Origin of the sequence: Halosimplex amylolyticum (genome assembly GCF_051414035.1) — an archaeon.
Taxonomy (GTDB): domain Archaea; phylum Halobacteriota; class Halobacteria; order Halobacteriales; family Haloarculaceae; genus Halosimplex; species Halosimplex amylolyticum.
The window spans coordinates 93,549-110,007 of record NZ_JBLKNW010000008.1 but is presented as its reverse complement, the minus strand read 5'-3'; the positions used below and the strand labels follow the sequence as shown (position 1 = coordinate 110,007).

The following is a 16,459-nucleotide window of genomic DNA, read 5'->3' as shown; positions in this document are numbered from 1 at the left end:
GCTTCCAGCTCCGATCGCCTACCAGTACTCCGATCTGATCTCCATCAGCTCGGGGTAGGCGTCGTCCTCGTCGCCGAATTCTTCCTTTCGGTCGAGCAGCCGCTCCTTGAGGTCTTCGCGAACGTCCGCGTAACGGGAGTCGTCGTAGACGTTCTCGAGTTCGTTCGGGTCCCGCTGCAGGTCGTACAGCTCCCAGCCGGGCTCTGTCGGGGTGTCGCGGGCACCGGACGCGTCGAGCGGTCGACCGTAGAAAAAGATCAGCTTGTAGCGGTCCGTGCGGAGGCCGTAGTGGGCCGGCACGTCGAGGTGTGCGCGGTGCATCCAGTAGTGGTAGTACACGTCATCGCGCCAGTCGTCAGGCTCCTCACTCGCGAGAATCTTCCGGAAGCTCTCGCCTTGCATCGCCTCGGGAACGTCGACGCCGGCATAGTCGAGCAACGTCGGGGCGAAATCCACGTTGGAGAGGAGCTGGTCTGCGACGGTGTCTTCCGGGATCTCCCCGGGGTAGCGAGCGAGGAACGGCATCTGGAGCGACTCCTCGTACATCCAGCGCTTGTCCCACAGGTCGTGCTCGCCGAGGAACATCCCTTGGTCCGAGGTGTAGACGACGAGCGTGTCCTCAGCGAGCCCCGCCTCGTCGAGGTAGTCGAGCAGTCGGCCGACATTCTCGTCGATGGCTGCAATACACCGAAGGTAGTCGCCGAGGTACTTCTGGTAGGCCGCCCGGGTCACCTCCTCATCGGTCATCCCGTCGACATCGAGCGTCCCGGTCGGCCAGTCATCGCGCGTGAACCACTCGATGAGCGACCCCCGGGGATTCCCCTCGGATACGCGGAAGCCGTACTCGCGAGAGCCCTCGGACCGGTGGTCGAGGCTCTCGAACAGGCTCGTCGGTTCGGGAATAGTCTCGTCCTCGAAGAGGTCCTCGAAACGCTCGGGGTAATCCCACGGGTCGTGGGGTGCCTTGAAGTGCGTCATCAAGAAGAACGGCTGGTCCAGGTCGCGCCGTTCGAGCCAGTCGAGGGACTCGTCGGTTATCACGTCCGTCACGAATCCGGAGTGTTCTTGGCCGCCCCGCCCGCCGTCGCGCCACTCGTCGCCCTTCTCCTTGAGTTTCGGGTCATGGTAGTCCCCCTGACCCGGGAGGACGTTGTAGTAGTCGAAGCCGCTGGGTTCGGTCTTCAAGTGCCACTTACCGATCGCGGCCGTCTGATATCCCGCGTCCTGCATCCGCTTGGCGAGGTTGTCTCGGTCGGGGTCGAGCGCGTCGTCGAGCGTACGCACGCCGTTGCGGTGACCGTACTGTCCGGTCATGATAGACGCCCTACTGGGAGTGCAGATTGCATTCGTACACACACCGTTGTCGGCGCGGATTCCTTCGTCGGCGATGCGGTCGATGTTGTTCGTCGGGGAGACTCGGTGGAGACGAGACCCGTAGGCCCCGATGGCGTTGGCGGCGTGGTCGTCCGCCATGAGATACAGGATGTTCGGCTGGTCGACAGGCATGATGCTTCCAGACACCGGGCCCGCTTACGTAAAACTACGTGTGAGCAACCGTGGGGTCAGACCCAGATTGAGGCCATCTGGTGGGCGTCCAGACTTACTAGCTCGGCATCGCCTCGACGGGCGAACGCAGCCACGCCGACGCTGTCGTCCCGCTCCGGATAGACACGACTGGTTATGGCCTGACGCCCGTTGGCAAAGACCTCGACGACGCTGCGGTCGATGAACACCCGCAACCGGAGGGGTTCGTCGTCCCCGAGCACGAGCGGAGCAGCAGTCGGCGGCCGGTCGTGCGTGTCTCCCCGCAGCGTCGACTCAGTCGTGTCGAGTCCCAGCGAATCGGTATCGGGATAGTAGGTGATCGTGGTGTGTTCGGCACCGTCGGGCGACCGAAGGACTTTGAGCCCGCAGGCCCGTGCGTCTTCGGGTTCCAGGACGACCTCAAACTCGGCGCTGTCGCCTTCGATACCGTCGAGGACCCGAGTCTCGTTGGCCGGAACAGTGACGTCTTCGATCCGTTCAGTGTCCGTCCTGAGCGCGGTCAACTCCTCCACCGGCGTGACATCGATCGTATCGTCGTCGGCGAGCGTGAGCCGTCGGGGCACTGTCATCACGTCCCGCCACTCCCCGACGGGCTTCCCTTTCAGGACGTTGAAAAAGGCGATGCGTCGGTCGCCGTCCCGCATCACCGAGGGAGCATTGAGGTGGCCACCTTCCCCTCGCAACCGACCGGGGACGCCGACCATGTGAGTCAACCGGCCGTGAGTTCGGATGTCAAACTCGTGGTTCTCGGGGTCGTAGTCTCCCACGTAGTACTGACTGCCGTGTTTGTGACTGAAGAAGACGAGAGCGTGCCGGTCTCCAAGTGTGAAGAAGTTCGGGACGGCGCCGTCCTCTCCGGGTTCAGTGTAGAAACCGTCCTCAACGAGCGGATGGAGGTACTCCCATTCGACCAGATCCGTCGAACTGAAGAGGAACTCCGCAGTTCGCCCCTCTTCGCGCGACTGGCCGCTCCAGCTCCCCGACAGCGAGTAGTACGTCTCGCCCTCTCGCCAGATACACGGGTCGAAGATGCGGTACGGTGCGTCCTCGTCGATGGGAATGACGGGGTTCTCGGGGTGTTTCTCCCAGTCGATGAGCAGAGAATCGTCGCTCTCGGCGATGCAGTTGCCCGCCCCGACACCGTGGTACATAACGACGACCCGGTCGTCTTCGACGATCGCCTGCCCGCTGAAGCAGTGCTCCTCGAGCTCGGGGTCCGGTTCGAGCGCGACGGGCAGGTCGTACCAGTTGATCAGGTCCTCGCTCACAGTGTGGCCCCAGTGCCAGCGGTCGGTTCCGGGAGGCCTGAACTGGTAGAACAGGTGGTATTGCCCGTTCCAGACCAGCGCTCCGTTGGGATCGTTCATCTGTCCCGCAGGCGGCGCAAAGTGATACCGCGGGCGGTACGGGTCGTCTGCCAACCCCTCGCGCATACGTTTGAATTCGCGGCGCTGCTCACCAGAGACTGCCTCAACGTCCGCTTCCAGGGACATGAAGAGCAAATCGGCCACCTAATTTATAATAATTCTGATCAACTCGGGTATCGACTGTTCCCGGACCGTCGACTTGTCCCGCTCCGGCGGCCGGCAGTGAGCTGCTACGACGCTTCGGGCGGTCCGCTGACGTGCCGACCGTAGCTGGAGATTCGATATCGAGGCGCACTCCTTGGCGCTCGATATCAATGGTCGGCGTCCAGCATGTCAATCAGGTCTAGACGCGTCACGCCTCCCGCAGTGATAACCTGGGGAAGTGGTCGACCATTACTGTCACCGACCGCGACTTCCAAATTCAGGAAAGTTTTATATACTCACTATTTAATCATGTAGGTTGAGGGTTCGACAGTGACCGAAAAGCAGTCAGCGAACGGCAATAGAAAGTGGAGTAGGCGGCAGTTCACAGCGTACGTGAGTGCATTGGCAGCCGGTTTGGCAGGGTGTAGCGGTGACGGAAACGAAACCGAAGCACCGGGCGGCGACACGTCGACATCGATGCCGACGGACACACCTGTGGCCCAGACGACAGTGCCGCCAGGTGGAGGCGAAGAGACGGATACCCCCACCTCAGACGAAACCGAAACAGCGGTACCCGAGACGGACAAGGTCTACCGCAGCGTCATGCGGTACGACCCTAGCAAGGTGCAGTGGACCAAGTTCGCGCAGACGTCCGGGGCAGTGAAGACTCCCTGGAGCATTCTGGGGTACTTCTACGAGAAAACGATGGCGCGTAACCCCAGGACCGGCGCGTTCGAGGACGGGATCGTCACCGACCTCGATATCACGGATAAGAAATTAACGTACCAGTTCCATCCCGACCACAGCTGGAGCGACGGGAAACCAATTGACTCCAAAGACTGGGGTACGCTGCTTTACCTCGTCAGGCACGACGCCGAGCGGTCGATCTCGCAGGTCAGAAGCGAGGACGTGGACGTCAACGCCATGACCTGGGTTGAGGCTATCACTGACTTCGAGTTCAACGGCAAGGAACTCGTCCTCCACAGCGAACCGGGGTATTTCAAACACTTCCGAAACCTCGTGTACTACGACTGGGCCTTCTTCCAGGCGGGAACGTACCACTGGAAGTATCTGAAAGAGTACTACAAGAAAATCGAGGCGATGGATGACCCCTGGTCCGATGCGAACCGGAAGAAGATCCAAGAGATGAAGCCGAACATCCCTCCGTTCGGTTGGGGATATGAGGAACCCGACCCTAAAGAGGTCCCAACATCCGGCGTCTTCACGCCGAAGGAGGCCAAAGGCTCGAAGAAACTCATCTGTGACATAAACGAGGGCCACCGCCACGCCGACAAGTTCAATTTTGAGGGCGCCGAGTTCTTCTATAGACCAGAAGAACGGGCGATCTGGGCACAGCTCAAAAGCGGTGACCTCAGTGCGGCGAGTCCCGGGACGGTCCCGGGACACATCGTCGATTCATTCCCGGATAAGTACTCACAGGTCATCTCGAAAACGCCGTTTGGGACGGCTCTCGGTCTCAACTGGCAACATGATATGTTCAAGGAACGAGAGGTTCGAGCGGCTCTCAGACACGTGGTCAACACGGACCTGCTCGCAAAGAACCTACATCCGGACATCGAGAGCGGTGTGACTCGCCCGCCGACCGAGATCACGTCTCCCAGCTACAGCTCCGAGTCGTGGGCAAACAAGCACGTCACCTACGAGAACGGGGACGGCACTCAACGGGCCGCGCAACTCCTGAAACAAGCGAATTTCTCGAAGCAGGGCGGGACGTGGGTCAAACCGGACGGCACTGAGTTCTCTTTCTCGATCATGACCGATGCGGACACGCCGACTGCAGCGTCGACGATCACCGACCAGCTCTCGAGCTTCGGGATCAAGGTGGACGTTGAGACAGTCAACAGCAGCGTCTACGAGCAGCGGTTCCAAAAGACTGATTTCCAGGCCAATGTCCGCGAGTGGGGATTCCAGCAACAGGTGAATAGCGTCGGGTACCTCCAGTGGGCGGGCCCGCCGTTCTACCAGGGAGAAGGGGACAACTGGGACCCCTACGGGATGTGGGCCGCAAATGGGATCGACGTCAAGGAGACGATCGAGCAGACGGACGGGTTCGAACTGACGCCCGAGAAGGAAAACCCGTACGAGTTCCGCACTAACGAAGCACTGAAGCCGTTTACCATCAAGGTGCCTCCGATCGGCGACGTGGACGGTGAACCGACCCTCGAACTCCCGCTCCCCTACTGGGCTCACCAGTTCCCCAAGATGTCCAATGAGAAGCAGACAGAGGTTATCCGGAAGGCGCACTGGGCCAAAAACTGGGCCCAGCCCCAACTCATGCTCACGCTGACAGGGAGCCAGATCTTCATCGACTCAGAGAACTGGTCCCACCCACCGAAGGACTCGGTGCAGTGGAGGTACAACTGGTGGATGAACCCCCTCATGTACAACATGAACGGGGGGAATATCCAGGCGAAACCGGACTGACTGGACCGGTTCCGGGACCCTCACCGACTTACTTGCCGCCGCGTTTCGACGTCGGTTTTAATTCCGTCGGACCTGGGGCATGCGACCACCACTGCGTGGTGGCTGACGACGAACAATCTCGCGCTGACTATCCTTCGAGATTTTCTCTGCTACATAAACAATTAATGTTGATGGCGTCACACGTTTGGTTATGGCTGACTATGAGCCACCATTGACAGCAGCCGAACGTGAAGAGATCCTCGAAATATATGAGAACGTCCGAGTTGCTGACGCCGCTGACGGGTTGGATTGCTACGGGTTCGGATACGACCTGAACAGAATGTCGTCGGATATCGGGCCGTTGTACCGGGACATGGAATCGTTTGACCATCGAATCGTCGGGTTCGCTCACACGGTGCGGTACCTGCCGACGAACCGACGCCGGGGCTTTCCTGATGAACTCGGACATGAAGAGACCTTCGAATGGCGCGATGGTTGGTACGACGAACTGGCCGGAGAACCGACTGACATCAACGATCACGACGTTATCGTCCTGGAGGCTCACGGACTCCAGTGCGGAATCATCGGTTCGGTAAACGCGCTTGAGTGGATCGCGGACGGCGCCGTTGGGATCGTCACTAACGGAGGGCCTCGCGATACTGACGAAATGATCAAGGAGAATATCCCGACCTATTCCAAGACGGCCAACAAATCCATCATCCCTGGCCGGACGGAGTTCGACGACTCCCAGATCCCGGTTAATGTTGGTGGTTGTCAGGTCCGGCCTGAGGACGTGATTGTCGCCGACGGCGACGGCGTCGTGGTCGTTCCACTCGAATTCGCTAAACGGGTTGGTGAAGCGGCTCGTACAGAGCGTGAAACCGACCAGGCAGTCCGGAGGGACCTCTACGAAAGGGTAGGGCTCGAACCTGACTTCACGCTCGAGTGATTCCCGAAAACTTGTGACAGGCTGTCCACTCGCTTATTTATGACTCGGTCGACGTCACCGCTCCTTTTCATCGATAGGTAGAACGTACTGCGTCCCGCAGTCGGGACAGACCCTGTGATTGCGTTCGAACACGGCTCCACAGCGGATACAGCGGTAGTTCTCCTCCCGTTTCTCCGGGTCGATCGACGGCTTTCGGAGCAACCTTGTGATCCGGCGTAGCAGTCCCATGGAGACAGGTATCGGGACTGACCACAAAAACTTCCCGGGGATCCAGGTCTACAGGACGCCCACGTTTCCGAGCAGGGCGTTGAGGAGGTAGATGGCCAAGATGGCGGAAGGAATGCCGGCCGCGATACGGGCTTCCTGTTCGGAGATTCCCTCTTTCGCGATGCGGAGTCCGATCGAGAACAAATACCAATACCAGACAACAGTTAGAACAAGCACGACAGTCGCCACGATCACGACCGGGTCGCCCATGTGCATGGCCAGGAACGCGTCGAGCTTCTCCTCGAAACCGTTCACAGTGATGTTGACGTCGTCACTCGCGACGTCCCGGTAGGCGAGATACATCGCGATCGAGCGGGCAGTGTTTCCGATAGCGATCGGAACTGTCGCCCAGGCGGACATCTTCAGCACGCGCAGTATCGGTCCACGGGTGTTGAATTGTCCCGCGATGAGGTGTGCGACGATCGCGCTTCCTATCCAGAACACGAACAGCCCTCCGATAGGTTCGATGACGTACCCGATCGATCGGAACTCGGCGAACCCCGCGACGTCGGCGAGCGAGGTGAAGCGCTGGATGAGATAGTAGTGCCCGAAGCTCCCGAGCGCACCCACCAGGAGGACGAGGATGACTTCGATCCGGACGGTTTGTTGCTGTAGCTTGTTGTGGAGGTACGGTGCCGGTTCGCTGATCAGTTCTGTGACCATCACTCTGTGTGGGTTTACGTAATAACAATAAGTTAATTTCGGTGGCATCCGCTCGTTGGAGATCTAGTGACACTCTCTCGTCTGGTCACGCAACGCGCCGATGCTACGAGGCGATGCGGGCTGGCACCTATAATCGGGGTGTCTACTCAGCGGCGTTATCTGCAGGCTCGGGGACGGAATGCGACTGTGCAGGCGGTTAGCTCGAGGTCGATTCCACTGGGGTCGTTCTTGAGTGGCCGGTCGGGATTCTGGACCGAACCGGCCTTGTTTAGACGCCTAAATGCGGGCCGTTGAGAGCTTGTGCTTCGATCGGGGTGAATAGACGCTGGTAGTACGGCTCGTCCAATTGCTTTGCCGTACCGAATTGCCCGGCTACTGCGACCAATTCAGGCTGATCAGACCGATCTCGGCTCGGAAACTAGCGATACTCGTCGACTATTCCGACTCACAGACTCTGGAAACAGGTCTCTCAACCGCTCTTACTAGCGTCTAAACACGGCCGACCGAACCAGTAGCTGGAATTCCTGAACTCCGCCCGGCCCATCGCGTCGGAGACCCCCTGCGAGATATCCTCGTGGGCTTCGAGATAGTCGTTGACGTGGTCCGGGTCCAGCCGCTGGAGCATCACAACTCGTTCTGTGGAGTCATCGTCTGGCATCGGCGCGTGCGGATTCTCGGGATCTTTGTTTATTTGTGGCCGACTGTGTTGTCTCCGCGTTATCCTGATTAGTGCCTGACTGTTGCTATCGTCTCGCGGATAAGTGTGCGTATCTCCCTGTCTTGGCGGGCTAATCATCGAACGGAATCCCTTAGTTCGGGCCTGGAAATATATTCATATAAACAATAATATTATATTGGGGCACTATGAGCTTTAATCCGCATATCCAATGGTATATAATGGTAATTCGGACGGTGGAGAGGCAAATTCTGACCGACGTCGGTTCCTCAGGTACCTGGGTGCGGTGGGCGCAGCCGGGCTAGCTGGGTGTGGCAACGATGGCGAGGACACCCAGCCGCCGGCCAGCGGGACGCCAACACCGACTGCCGAACCGACGTTCGACCGGGGAGACGAGAACGAGGACAACGGCGGCAGCACCGACACCGAGAGGCCGACCGCAACCGAGACGGAATCGTCGCTACCGGACACCGACAAGACGTTCGTCGGCGTCGTGTCCCAGGACCCACAGAAGGTCCAATGGGCGGCCCCTCCGGGCGGCGGGAAACCGTCTCTCTGGGGGAAGAAGCCGGCATTCTGGGGGAACAGTAACCCAGGACACGTGCAGGACTGGAACGTCGAGGATCCACACGTCGAGTCGATCGACATCGCACCAGAGAAGGTCACAGTCAACTTCCAGCCGGACGCCTACTGGAGTGGCGGCAAGCCCGTCGACGCCAGAGACTGGGGAGGGATGATGTACCTCTGGCGACATTCGGCTGGTCTGACGATCCCCGACGTCAAAGCCGGCGAGGCGGATCCCAGTATCTGGTTGATGGCGATCACGGAATTCGATTTCAACGGCAAGGAACTCGTCGTCCATAGCGAACCCGGACTCTTCGACCAGTGGCCGGAGTGGAACATCCGGCGGTGGATATACGCCCAGGCGGGGATGTGGCACTGGAAGTATATGAAAGACTGGGTCGAGACCATCCAGTCGATGGACGACCCGTGGACGGAGGAGAACCAGCAGGAGATCGCGGAGATGCGTCCCGATGCTCCACCGTTCGGCTGGGGCTACGTAGAACCGGACATCGAGAACGCCGAGTTCAGCGGCCCCTTGGCTCCAGTGGAGACGCGCGGGTCGAAGAAAATCGTCTGCGAGGTCAACGAGGGGCACCACCTCTCGGACGAACTGAACTTCGAGGGGGCCGAATTCCGCTATCAAGAGGAGTCCCGCGCGATCTGGGCGAACCTGAAGAGCGGGAACCTGAGCGGTCACGTCTCGACCGAGATCCCGCCCCACGTCGTGGATTCGTTCCCCGACCAGTACGAACGTATCAAAGCCCCGCTGGCCAACGGACGGTCGCTTACGCTCAACCGTCACCACGACATGTTCGAACCTCGCGAGGTTCGGGCGGCACTTATGTACGCGCTCGCGCCGGGAACGGTCGCCAAGAACATCAACCGGAAGACGCAGGTCGGTGTGACGAGTCCGCCGGTCGAACTCCTGCCGGAGGGCTTCCCGTACGAGGGGTTCCAGGACGAACTCGTCTCCTACGAGTACAACACCCAGCGCGCGACCGAGTTGCTGGAGCAGGCAGGCTTTTCCAGAGAGAACGGGACGTGGATGAAGCCCGACGGCGAACAGTTCCGATTCTCGATCATGACCGATTCGAGCACCCCGGTCATGGAGTCGTCGATCGCCGACCAGCTCTCCAGCTTCGGCATCGAGGTCGATATCGACACGGTCAACGGCAGCGTCTTCGAGGAGCGCCTGCAGAACCGGAAGTATCAGGCCGTCCCGGCCAACTGGGGGACCCACGAACTAGCGTGGATCACCACTGTCTTCCTCGACGTCCTCGGGGGCGATCCCAACGGGATCTACGCGTCCCACGGCATCTCGAATGACGACCTCGTGAGCATGCTGAAAGAACAGGGGATCGAGATCGTGCGCAACGAGTACGGCAACCTCGCACTCCCCCGCAACCGGGTCCCTGCCGAGGCACTCGAGCCGTTCACGCTCGAGATCCCGCCGATCGGCGACCCCGACGGCGAGCGCGAGCCGTTCTCGGCAGCCAAGTGGCAGCAGAAAGCCATCGGGCTCCAGGGCGAGAAGAAACAGGAGATCTACGCGAAGTTGTACTGGGCGTACAACTGGGACCTGCCGACCCTCCCACTGACGCGGGCGAATCAGCTCGTGATGGTCAACGAGGAGGACTGGCAGTACCCGTCGAACGACTCGCGCACGTGGGCGAACAACTTCTTCAACCCGATGTGGGCAAACATGAATTTCGGACTGATCCAGGCGAAGCCGGACTGATCGACTGAGTCGGCGCCCGCATCGCGCGAAGAACGTCGTTACTGTCACTCCTGCCTCACGGACGTCCCGAAGCGAGTTTCTCTTGATGGGCCACAGTGCGGTCCCGCCGCCCGTGTATACACGACGACGGTCGGGTCGAGGTCGCTGGTAAACACGTTCCGTCCCTGAGAGTTTCACACTGGATACCGCGCTCCGCAGCCGTGACCGCTGACGCGCCAAAAAGGGCTGCGAGCGACGCCGAAGGTACGTGGGGAACCGCTCCGACGAGAGGCGAGTGCCGACGTTCGACACCCGTCCCGCTGGGAGAGGCGGGTCAGTCCGCGACGGGCCAGACGGGGTCGAGCGTCCAGCAGTCGAGGGACGCCAGCGTCACCGGTCCGTCCCCGGAGACGCCGACGCTGTCGTGGTCGTGACTGTCGGGATAGACGCGCCCGACGAGACAGGTCTGGCGGTCGCAGTACACCTCGAGGACAGAGCGGTCCACGAACACCCGAAGCGTCGTCTCCTCGTCGGTCGATTGTTCGAAGGGCGCGACGACGGGGTCGTCGGTCGCGCTCTCGGTCTGCGAGAGGGCGTCGCGCTCGATGCGGACCTCCGCTGCGTCCGGATCGACGACCACCCGGGCGCCGGACTCACTTCCGGTCCCAGCGTCGCTCTCCGGTCGGTAGACCGTGAGACCGAACGGTTCGTCGTCCCAGTCCCGGAAGGTCGCGCGGAGTTCCAGGCGGTCACCGTGCACATCGGATGGAACGAACGGCTCGCCCGAGTCCAGGTCACGGGGTCCGAATTCCCGGTGCTGGCCGCGGAGTCGCTCGACCTCTTCGACCGGTTCGATCCGGAGCGACCCGTCCTCAACGGAGAGGCGCTGCGGCAGCGCCATCGCTCCCGACCACCCGGCCTCGGCCTGCGCCGCCGAGGACCTCGCCTCCCACGCCCATCCAAACACGACGGTCCGTCCGGCGTCGTCGACGAACGCCTGAGGTGCGTAGTAATCGCCGTGGGCGAGAGTCCCTCTGGCGGCGATGTCGAACTCGGGGACATCCGTCTGTAGTTCGCCGAGGAAGTACTGGGCGCCGCGCTCCATGCCCGAGGCGTACAGACAGTCGACGTCCTCGAATGGTAGGTATCCCGGGCACTCGAGGGCGGAGTCGACATCTTCCATTCCGGTGTCGACGCCCTCCATGAACGAACCCAGGTAGGTCCAGTCCCGGAGGTCAGCCGACCGGAACAGAGTCAGGTTGTCTTCGCCGTCGACGGTCTGTGCGCCGACCAGACCGTACCACGTGTCGCCGTCTTGCCAGACGAACGGGTCCCTGAAGTCACGCGGGTCGATCCCCTCGGGCGCTTCGAGGACCGGGTTCGCGGCGTCTTTCGCCCAGGTGGCGTTCTCACCGCCGGGGTTGGTGGCGAGCAGCTGGCGCTGGACACGATCGCCCGTCTCGGGGTCGCGTTCGAGGTTCCCGGTGTACACGAACGTGAGGTCGCCATCGTCGGCGACCGCACAACCCGAATAGCAGCTATCTTCGTCGGCGGTGCCCGGCGTCGGCGAGAGCGCGATAGTCTCGTCCGTCCAGTGAAGCAAGTCTTCGCTCGTTGCGTGACCCCAGTGGATCCGATCGCGGTACTCGTCAGGGTCTCGATCACCACCCCTGATGAGTCCGATCGGGTGGCGCGCCTCGTAGGGGTTGTACTGGTAGAGGAGATGGTAGGTTCCGTCAAACTGTATCACTCCGTTGGGATCGTTGAGCCAACCCGAGGGGGCGACGAAGTGATACGCCGGCCGGTAGGGATCGGACGCGAGGTTGCGGCGCCGGGTTTCCGGGCTATCGAGTGACATTAGTTCACTCCTCCGCCTCGAAAGTCCAGACCTCATCCATGAGCGGCATCTCGCCGGAGTCGACGTCGACGCCTTCCTGCTTGAACGCCGCGACGCGTTCCTCCCACTCCTGACACTCGGGGTCGGCCATGTACACCCCGTTGAACTCCTCGTAGTCGTCAACCTCGAAGTACGCGACGGAAATCTCGTCGCGGACGAACAGGCGGAACTCCTGGACGCCGCCGCGGTCCATCGCGTCCGAGACTGCCTGCGGGACGTCCTCGTGGGCCTCGAGGTAGTCGTCGATATGGTCAGGATCCAGGCGCTGGAGCATCGCAACTCGTTCCGTGGAGTTGTGGTCTGTCATCGTAGTACATTTTCCCGGAATCATCGTTTATACCTTGTGGTCGACGGTTCCCTCGAGTACTTCGAGAACGTATGGGCCGCCCAGCGTTAAGGTCGTTACCCGTCATGCGTTTCTCGACCTTCGAACCGAGAGCTGATACTGGTGGCGGTGTGGGCAGGAAACATCGTGAATTACTCCGGAGAAAAGAAACGGTGAGTATTGTCGAAGATATTCTGGGCCTACAACTGGGACCCCCCGAAGCTTCCGCTCGCACTGTCGAGCACGCAGCACGTCATAAATTCCGAGTAATGGGCTCATCCTTCAAACGATTCCGAGAACCGGCTGTACGACTTCCAAGCCGATCCGATAAAAGTGAACATGGACCTGACGAACATCCAGGCCAAACCGGACTGAGGACTGCTCCCCCGGAGACATATTTCTTTGCAGCCACGTTTTGCTCGCGCTCCTTCTCCGTTCGTGCCTTTCAACACGTCGTCATTTGATCGGGAGACATGCGACGATCCGGGACTGATGAGCGGCATTTTCCCCGTCTTTTCCTGTTACAAAGTTACAGGTACCAAAACATTTATACATCGTTGTATCCACAATCAGGCCTGTTGACTTCCATGAAAGATCACGATTCGTCCAGCGAGGACCTAAATTCAAAGCGACGCCGATTCCTTGGGTACTTGGCTGCCGCAGGTGCAGGCGGATTGGCCGGGTGTGGCAGCAATACGAATACGGACGCGCCGAGCGACGGCACGCCAACGCCGGGTAGCGGTGACGGTGACGGTGGCGATGGCGGCGGTAATGGCGGTGACGGTGGCGGTGGCGGTGACGGGAGTACGCCCACCGAAACCGGCACCGAGGAACCGCTACCCGACACCGACAAGACGTTCGTCGGTGTCATGTGGGAAGACCCCCAGAAGATCCAGTGGTCTAGAAACGGCCAGGGCCAGATGGGATCCCCGTGGAGTATCGACCCCTACCTCTGGCCGAAGACGCTGCCGAAGAACACGGCCACCAGGGAGTGGGAGTCCGGGATCATCGAATCGTTCGAGATCGAACCGAAGAAGATCACTGTCAAGTTCGATGAGAATTCAAACTGGAGCGGCGGGAAGCCCGTTGACTCTAAGGACTGGGGTACCCTGCTGTACCTCTGGCGGCACTCGGTTCCCGTAACTATCCCGCAGATCAAGAGCGGGGAAGAAACCCCCAGCACGTGGGTACACGCGGTCACGGAGTTCGAGTTCAACGGCAAGGAACTCGTCTTCCACAGCGACCGGGGCCAGTTCGGCAACTTTAGCCCGGCCGAGATCAAAAACTGGGGGTACTGGCAGGCCGGCGCCTACCACTGGAAGTACATGAAGGAGTACTTCCATGAGATTGACGCAATGAGCGACCCCTGGACGGAGGAGAACCAGCAGAAGATCAAGGAGATGCGTCCGGACATCCCCCCGTTCGGCTGGGGGTATACTGAGCCGGACATTGAGAACGCCGAGTTCAGCGGCCCGTTTGTTCCCGTGGAAGTTCAGGGCTCGAAAAAGATTGTCTGCGAGATAAACGACGGTCACCGCCACGCCGACAAACTCAACTTCGATGGAGCGGAGTTCCTCTTCCAGTCCGAGCCCCGGGCGATTTGGGCGAATCTCAAGTCCGGCAATCTCAGCGCGCACGTCTCAGGTGACATCCCGCCTCACGTCGTGGACTCGTTCCCCGACAAGTACACACGTCTCTCTTCACCTGCGAACAGCGGAAGGTCGCTCACGCTTAACCGCCACCACGACATGTTCAAACCCCGTGAGGCGCGGGCGGCGATCATGCACGTGCTGAGTTCGGACACCATCGCCAAGAACATCAACCGCAACACGCAGCGTGCAGTGACGAAACCGCCAGCAGAGATTCTCCCGGAGGATTTCCCCACCGAGGGCTTCCAAGACAAGCTCGTCTCCTACGAGTACGACACTGCCCGCGCCACCGAACTGCTGAACGAGGCGGGCTACTCGAAAGAGGGCGGCACGTGGATGACGCCCGATGGCGATGAGTTCTCGTTCTCGATCATGACGGATTCGAGCACGCCCGTCATGGAGACGACGATCGCCGACATGCTCTCTGGCTTCGGTATCCCGACGACTATCGAGACGGTTGAGCAAAGCAACTTCGAGCAGCGTCTGCGAAACGGCGAGTACCAGGCCATCCCCAGCGGCTGGGGCGGCAACGAGCTCGCGTGGTTCGCTAGCAACTACCTATGGGAGGTGTTCGAAGGCGGTCCTAACGGATTCTTCGCCTCTCATGGAATCGACGTCGTCGAGACGATCAAAGCGACCGAGGGGATCGAGATTCAGCGTAACGAGTTCGACAACGTCGCGATCGAGCGCAACCAGGTCGAAGACGGGGCGCTCGAGCCGTTCACGATAGAGATCCCGCCGATCGGCGACCCCGATGGCGAGCGCGAACCCTTCCCGATCGCCGAGTGGTCGAACGAGGCGGTGACGCTGACTGGCGAGAAGAAAAAGGAGATCTTCTCGAAGATCTACTGGGCGTACAACTGGGACCTGCCGGAACTGCCGCTGACGCTGTCGAGTGACCTCGTCCTCCTCGACGAGGAGAACTGGGAGGCCCCGGCGGACAGTTCGAACGCCTGGCAGTACAACTTCCAGACCGCCGTGCTCCCGGCAAACATGGATCTAGGGAACATCCAGGCCAAACCCAACTGATCGCTCCGATCAGTCCGGTCCGACCTGCATCGCTTTCGATTTTCTCGTATTCGAGTGAGACTGTACCAGCACGAAAGGCTGAGCGCTCGCCACTAGATGAACGCCTGTGCCTATCTCACGCGGTTCAGATATCCGTGAGTCCTCGTTTCTCTGCGGTCGGTTCGACGGCCGGCGCCAGAGCGGTTTTCCGAGAGGGGAACGCTCATATGAGTTAGATGTCATTTAGGAGGCATGCGATACACCGAACTCGGAGAGTCGGGAATCGAGGTCAGTACCGTGTCGATGGGGCTCTGGGCGATATCCAACGACGAGACGTGGGGGCCACAAGACGAGTCTAACTCGATCGAGGCGATCCGGACAGCCATCGACGTCGGCATAAACTTCTTCGATACCGCCGAGGCGTACGGCGGTGGCTACTCCGAGGAGGTACTGGGGAAAGCTCTCGAGGTGTACGACCGGGACGATGTCGTCATCGCCACGAAGGCCAGTCCGAACAACCTCGGACCGGATGATCTCCGTGAAGCCCTCGAAGGGAGTCTAGAGCGGTTAGACACCGATTACGTGGACGTCTACTACCTCCACTACGCCAATCCCGACGTTCCGATCGAGGACACGGCCGAAACACTCCGTAGCCTGCGGGAGGAGGGGAAGATCTGCGTTCCGGCGGTGTCGAACTTCGGGTCTCGCGACCTTACGGAGATACTCGACCACGTCCCCGTCGCGACGAACCAGCTGCCCTACAGTCTGCTCTGGCGACCGATCGAGCATGAACTGCTCGACCTGTGTACCGAGAACAACGTCGGCATCACCTGCTACAGCCCACTCGCGCAGGGACTACTCGCAGACATGTGGGCATCCCCCGACGAAGTCCCAGACGGACGAGCCAGAACGCGGCTCTACTCGTGCGACCGGCCGATGGCCGACCACGACGAGGCAGGTGTCGAGAAGGAAGTGTTTGAGGCACTGGATCGGGTCCAGGAAATCTGCCGCGAGGTGGAGATCAGCATGGTGCACGCCGCGCTCGCCTGGGCGCTCTCGCGACCGGGTGTTTCGAACGTCTTGGTCGGTGGACGAAACCCCGATGAGGTCCGAGACAGCGCGAAAGCGGCCGAGCTCGATCTTGGAGACGACGTGCTCGACCGACTCACGGCGGCGACCGACTCCGTGAAGGCGGCACTCGACGAGAATCCCGACCCTTGGGAGTCGGACTCCCGGTATCACTGAATCCCCCTTTAGGATAGTT

General features: G+C 60.6%; 12 protein-coding genes. 5 read left to right on the top strand and 7 right to left on the bottom strand.

The genetic code is table 11. The annotated features are described in order from the left end of the window. Window positions 1-18 precede the first annotated feature (18 nt). Together ACMGFE_RS22615 and ACMGFE_RS22610 are read right to left on the bottom strand one after the other, a co-directional pair. A complete protein-coding gene (locus ACMGFE_RS22615) occupies window positions 19-1,506 on the bottom strand; it encodes a sulfatase family protein (RefSeq protein ID WP_436927546.1) in 1,488 nt (495 codons plus the stop codon). Window positions 1,507-1,562: 56 nt separating this feature from the next. Continuing rightward, window positions 1,563-3,038, bottom strand: a complete 1,476-nt coding sequence (locus tag ACMGFE_RS22610) for a glycoside hydrolase family 32 protein (protein ID WP_436927545.1) — start codon at window positions 3,036-3,038, stop codon at window positions 1,563-1,565. A 348-nt stretch (window positions 3,039-3,386) separates the two neighbouring features. On the opposite strand from ACMGFE_RS22610, the gene ACMGFE_RS22605 reads away from it, so the two are divergent. After that, window positions 3,387-5,501 (top strand): ABC transporter substrate-binding protein, encoded by a 2,115-nt coding sequence (locus ACMGFE_RS22605; RefSeq protein WP_436927544.1) that lies wholly within the window; start codon window positions 3,387-3,389, stop codon window positions 5,499-5,501. Between the two features lie 190 nt (window positions 5,502-5,691). Beyond that, complete coding sequence (locus ACMGFE_RS22600; protein WP_436927543.1) at window positions 5,692-6,429, top strand: RraA family protein; 738 nt, start codon at window positions 5,692-5,694, stop codon at window positions 6,427-6,429. Between the two features lie 54 nt (window positions 6,430-6,483). On the opposite strand, the gene ACMGFE_RS22595 is transcribed toward ACMGFE_RS22600, so the two are convergent. The 3 genes from ACMGFE_RS22595 to ACMGFE_RS22585 all read right to left on the bottom strand — a co-directional run bounded on the left by ACMGFE_RS22595 (window position 6,484) and on the right by ACMGFE_RS22585 (window position 8,017). Next, window positions 6,484-6,657 (bottom strand): hypothetical protein, encoded by a 174-nt coding sequence (locus ACMGFE_RS22595; protein ID WP_436927542.1) that lies wholly within the window; start codon window positions 6,655-6,657, stop codon window positions 6,484-6,486. A 48-nt stretch (window positions 6,658-6,705) separates the two neighbouring features. After that, window positions 6,706-7,359 (bottom strand): YIP1 family protein, encoded by a 654-nt coding sequence (locus tag ACMGFE_RS22590; RefSeq protein WP_436927541.1) that lies wholly within the window; start codon window positions 7,357-7,359, stop codon window positions 6,706-6,708. Window positions 7,360-7,828: 469 nt separating this feature from the next. Then, window positions 7,829-8,017 carry a hypothetical protein gene (locus ACMGFE_RS22585; RefSeq protein WP_436927540.1) on the bottom strand — a complete coding sequence of 63 codons (189 nt, stop codon included), beginning with the start codon at window positions 8,015-8,017 and terminating at the stop codon, window positions 7,829-7,831. Between the two features lie 304 nt (window positions 8,018-8,321). Between ACMGFE_RS22585 and ACMGFE_RS22580 the strand changes: the two genes are divergently transcribed. Further along, complete coding sequence (locus ACMGFE_RS22580) at window positions 8,322-10,337, top strand: ABC transporter substrate-binding protein (protein ID WP_436927539.1); 2,016 nt, start codon at window positions 8,322-8,324, stop codon at window positions 10,335-10,337. A 313-nt stretch (window positions 10,338-10,650) separates the two neighbouring features. On the opposite strand, the gene ACMGFE_RS22575 is transcribed toward ACMGFE_RS22580, so the two are convergent. Both ACMGFE_RS22575 and ACMGFE_RS22570 read right to left on the bottom strand, forming a co-directional pair. Beyond that, window positions 10,651-12,174, bottom strand: a complete 1,524-nt coding sequence (locus ACMGFE_RS22575) for a glycoside hydrolase family 32 protein (protein ID WP_436927538.1) — start codon at window positions 12,172-12,174, stop codon at window positions 10,651-10,653. 4 nt (window positions 12,175-12,178) lie between these two features. Then, on the bottom strand, window positions 12,179-12,520 hold the full coding sequence (locus tag ACMGFE_RS22570; RefSeq protein ID WP_436927537.1) for an L-rhamnose mutarotase: 342 nt from the start codon (window positions 12,518-12,520) through the stop codon (window positions 12,179-12,181). A 491-nt stretch (window positions 12,521-13,011) separates the two neighbouring features. Between ACMGFE_RS22570 and ACMGFE_RS22565 the strand changes: the two genes are divergently transcribed. Further along, window positions 13,012-15,216 (top strand): ABC transporter substrate-binding protein, encoded by a 2,205-nt coding sequence (locus tag ACMGFE_RS22565; RefSeq protein WP_436927536.1) that lies wholly within the window; start codon window positions 13,012-13,014, stop codon window positions 15,214-15,216. Between the two features lie 231 nt (window positions 15,217-15,447). Then, complete coding sequence (locus ACMGFE_RS22560; protein ID WP_436927535.1) at window positions 15,448-16,440, top strand: aldo/keto reductase; 993 nt, start codon at window positions 15,448-15,450, stop codon at window positions 16,438-16,440. Window positions 16,441-16,459 lie beyond the last annotated feature (19 nt).

What these genes read in the sequence shown, in the direction of transcription:
- ACMGFE_RS22590 (WP_436927541.1), bottom strand. Translation starts at nt 7,359, where the DNA reads ATGGTCACAGAACTGATCAGCGAACCGGCACCGTACCTCCACAACAAG.
- ACMGFE_RS22610 (WP_436927545.1), bottom strand. Translation starts at nt 3,038, where the DNA reads ATGTCCCTGGAAGCGGACGTTGAGGCAGTCTCTGGTGAGCAGCGCCGC.
- ACMGFE_RS22595 (WP_436927542.1), bottom strand. Translation starts at nt 6,657, where the DNA reads ATGGGACTGCTACGCCGGATCACAAGGTTGCTCCGAAAGCCGTCGATC.
- ACMGFE_RS22585 (WP_436927540.1), bottom strand. Translation starts at nt 8,017, where the DNA reads ATGCCAGACGATGACTCCACAGAACGAGTTGTGATGCTCCAGCGGCTG.
- ACMGFE_RS22565 (WP_436927536.1), top strand. Translation starts at nt 13,012, where the DNA reads ATGCGACGATCCGGGACTGATGAGCGGCATTTTCCCCGTCTTTTCCTG.
- ACMGFE_RS22560 (WP_436927535.1), top strand. Translation starts at nt 15,448, where the DNA reads ATGCGATACACCGAACTCGGAGAGTCGGGAATCGAGGTCAGTACCGTG.
- ACMGFE_RS22575 (WP_436927538.1), bottom strand. Translation starts at nt 12,174, where the DNA reads ATGTCACTCGATAGCCCGGAAACCCGGCGCCGCAACCTCGCGTCCGAT.
- ACMGFE_RS22570 (WP_436927537.1), bottom strand. Translation starts at nt 12,520, where the DNA reads ATGACAGACCACAACTCCACGGAACGAGTTGCGATGCTCCAGCGCCTG.
- ACMGFE_RS22600 (WP_436927543.1), top strand. Translation starts at nt 5,692, where the DNA reads ATGGCTGACTATGAGCCACCATTGACAGCAGCCGAACGTGAAGAGATC.
- ACMGFE_RS22615 (WP_436927546.1), bottom strand. Translation starts at nt 1,506, where the DNA reads ATGCCTGTCGACCAGCCGAACATCCTGTATCTCATGGCGGACGACCAC.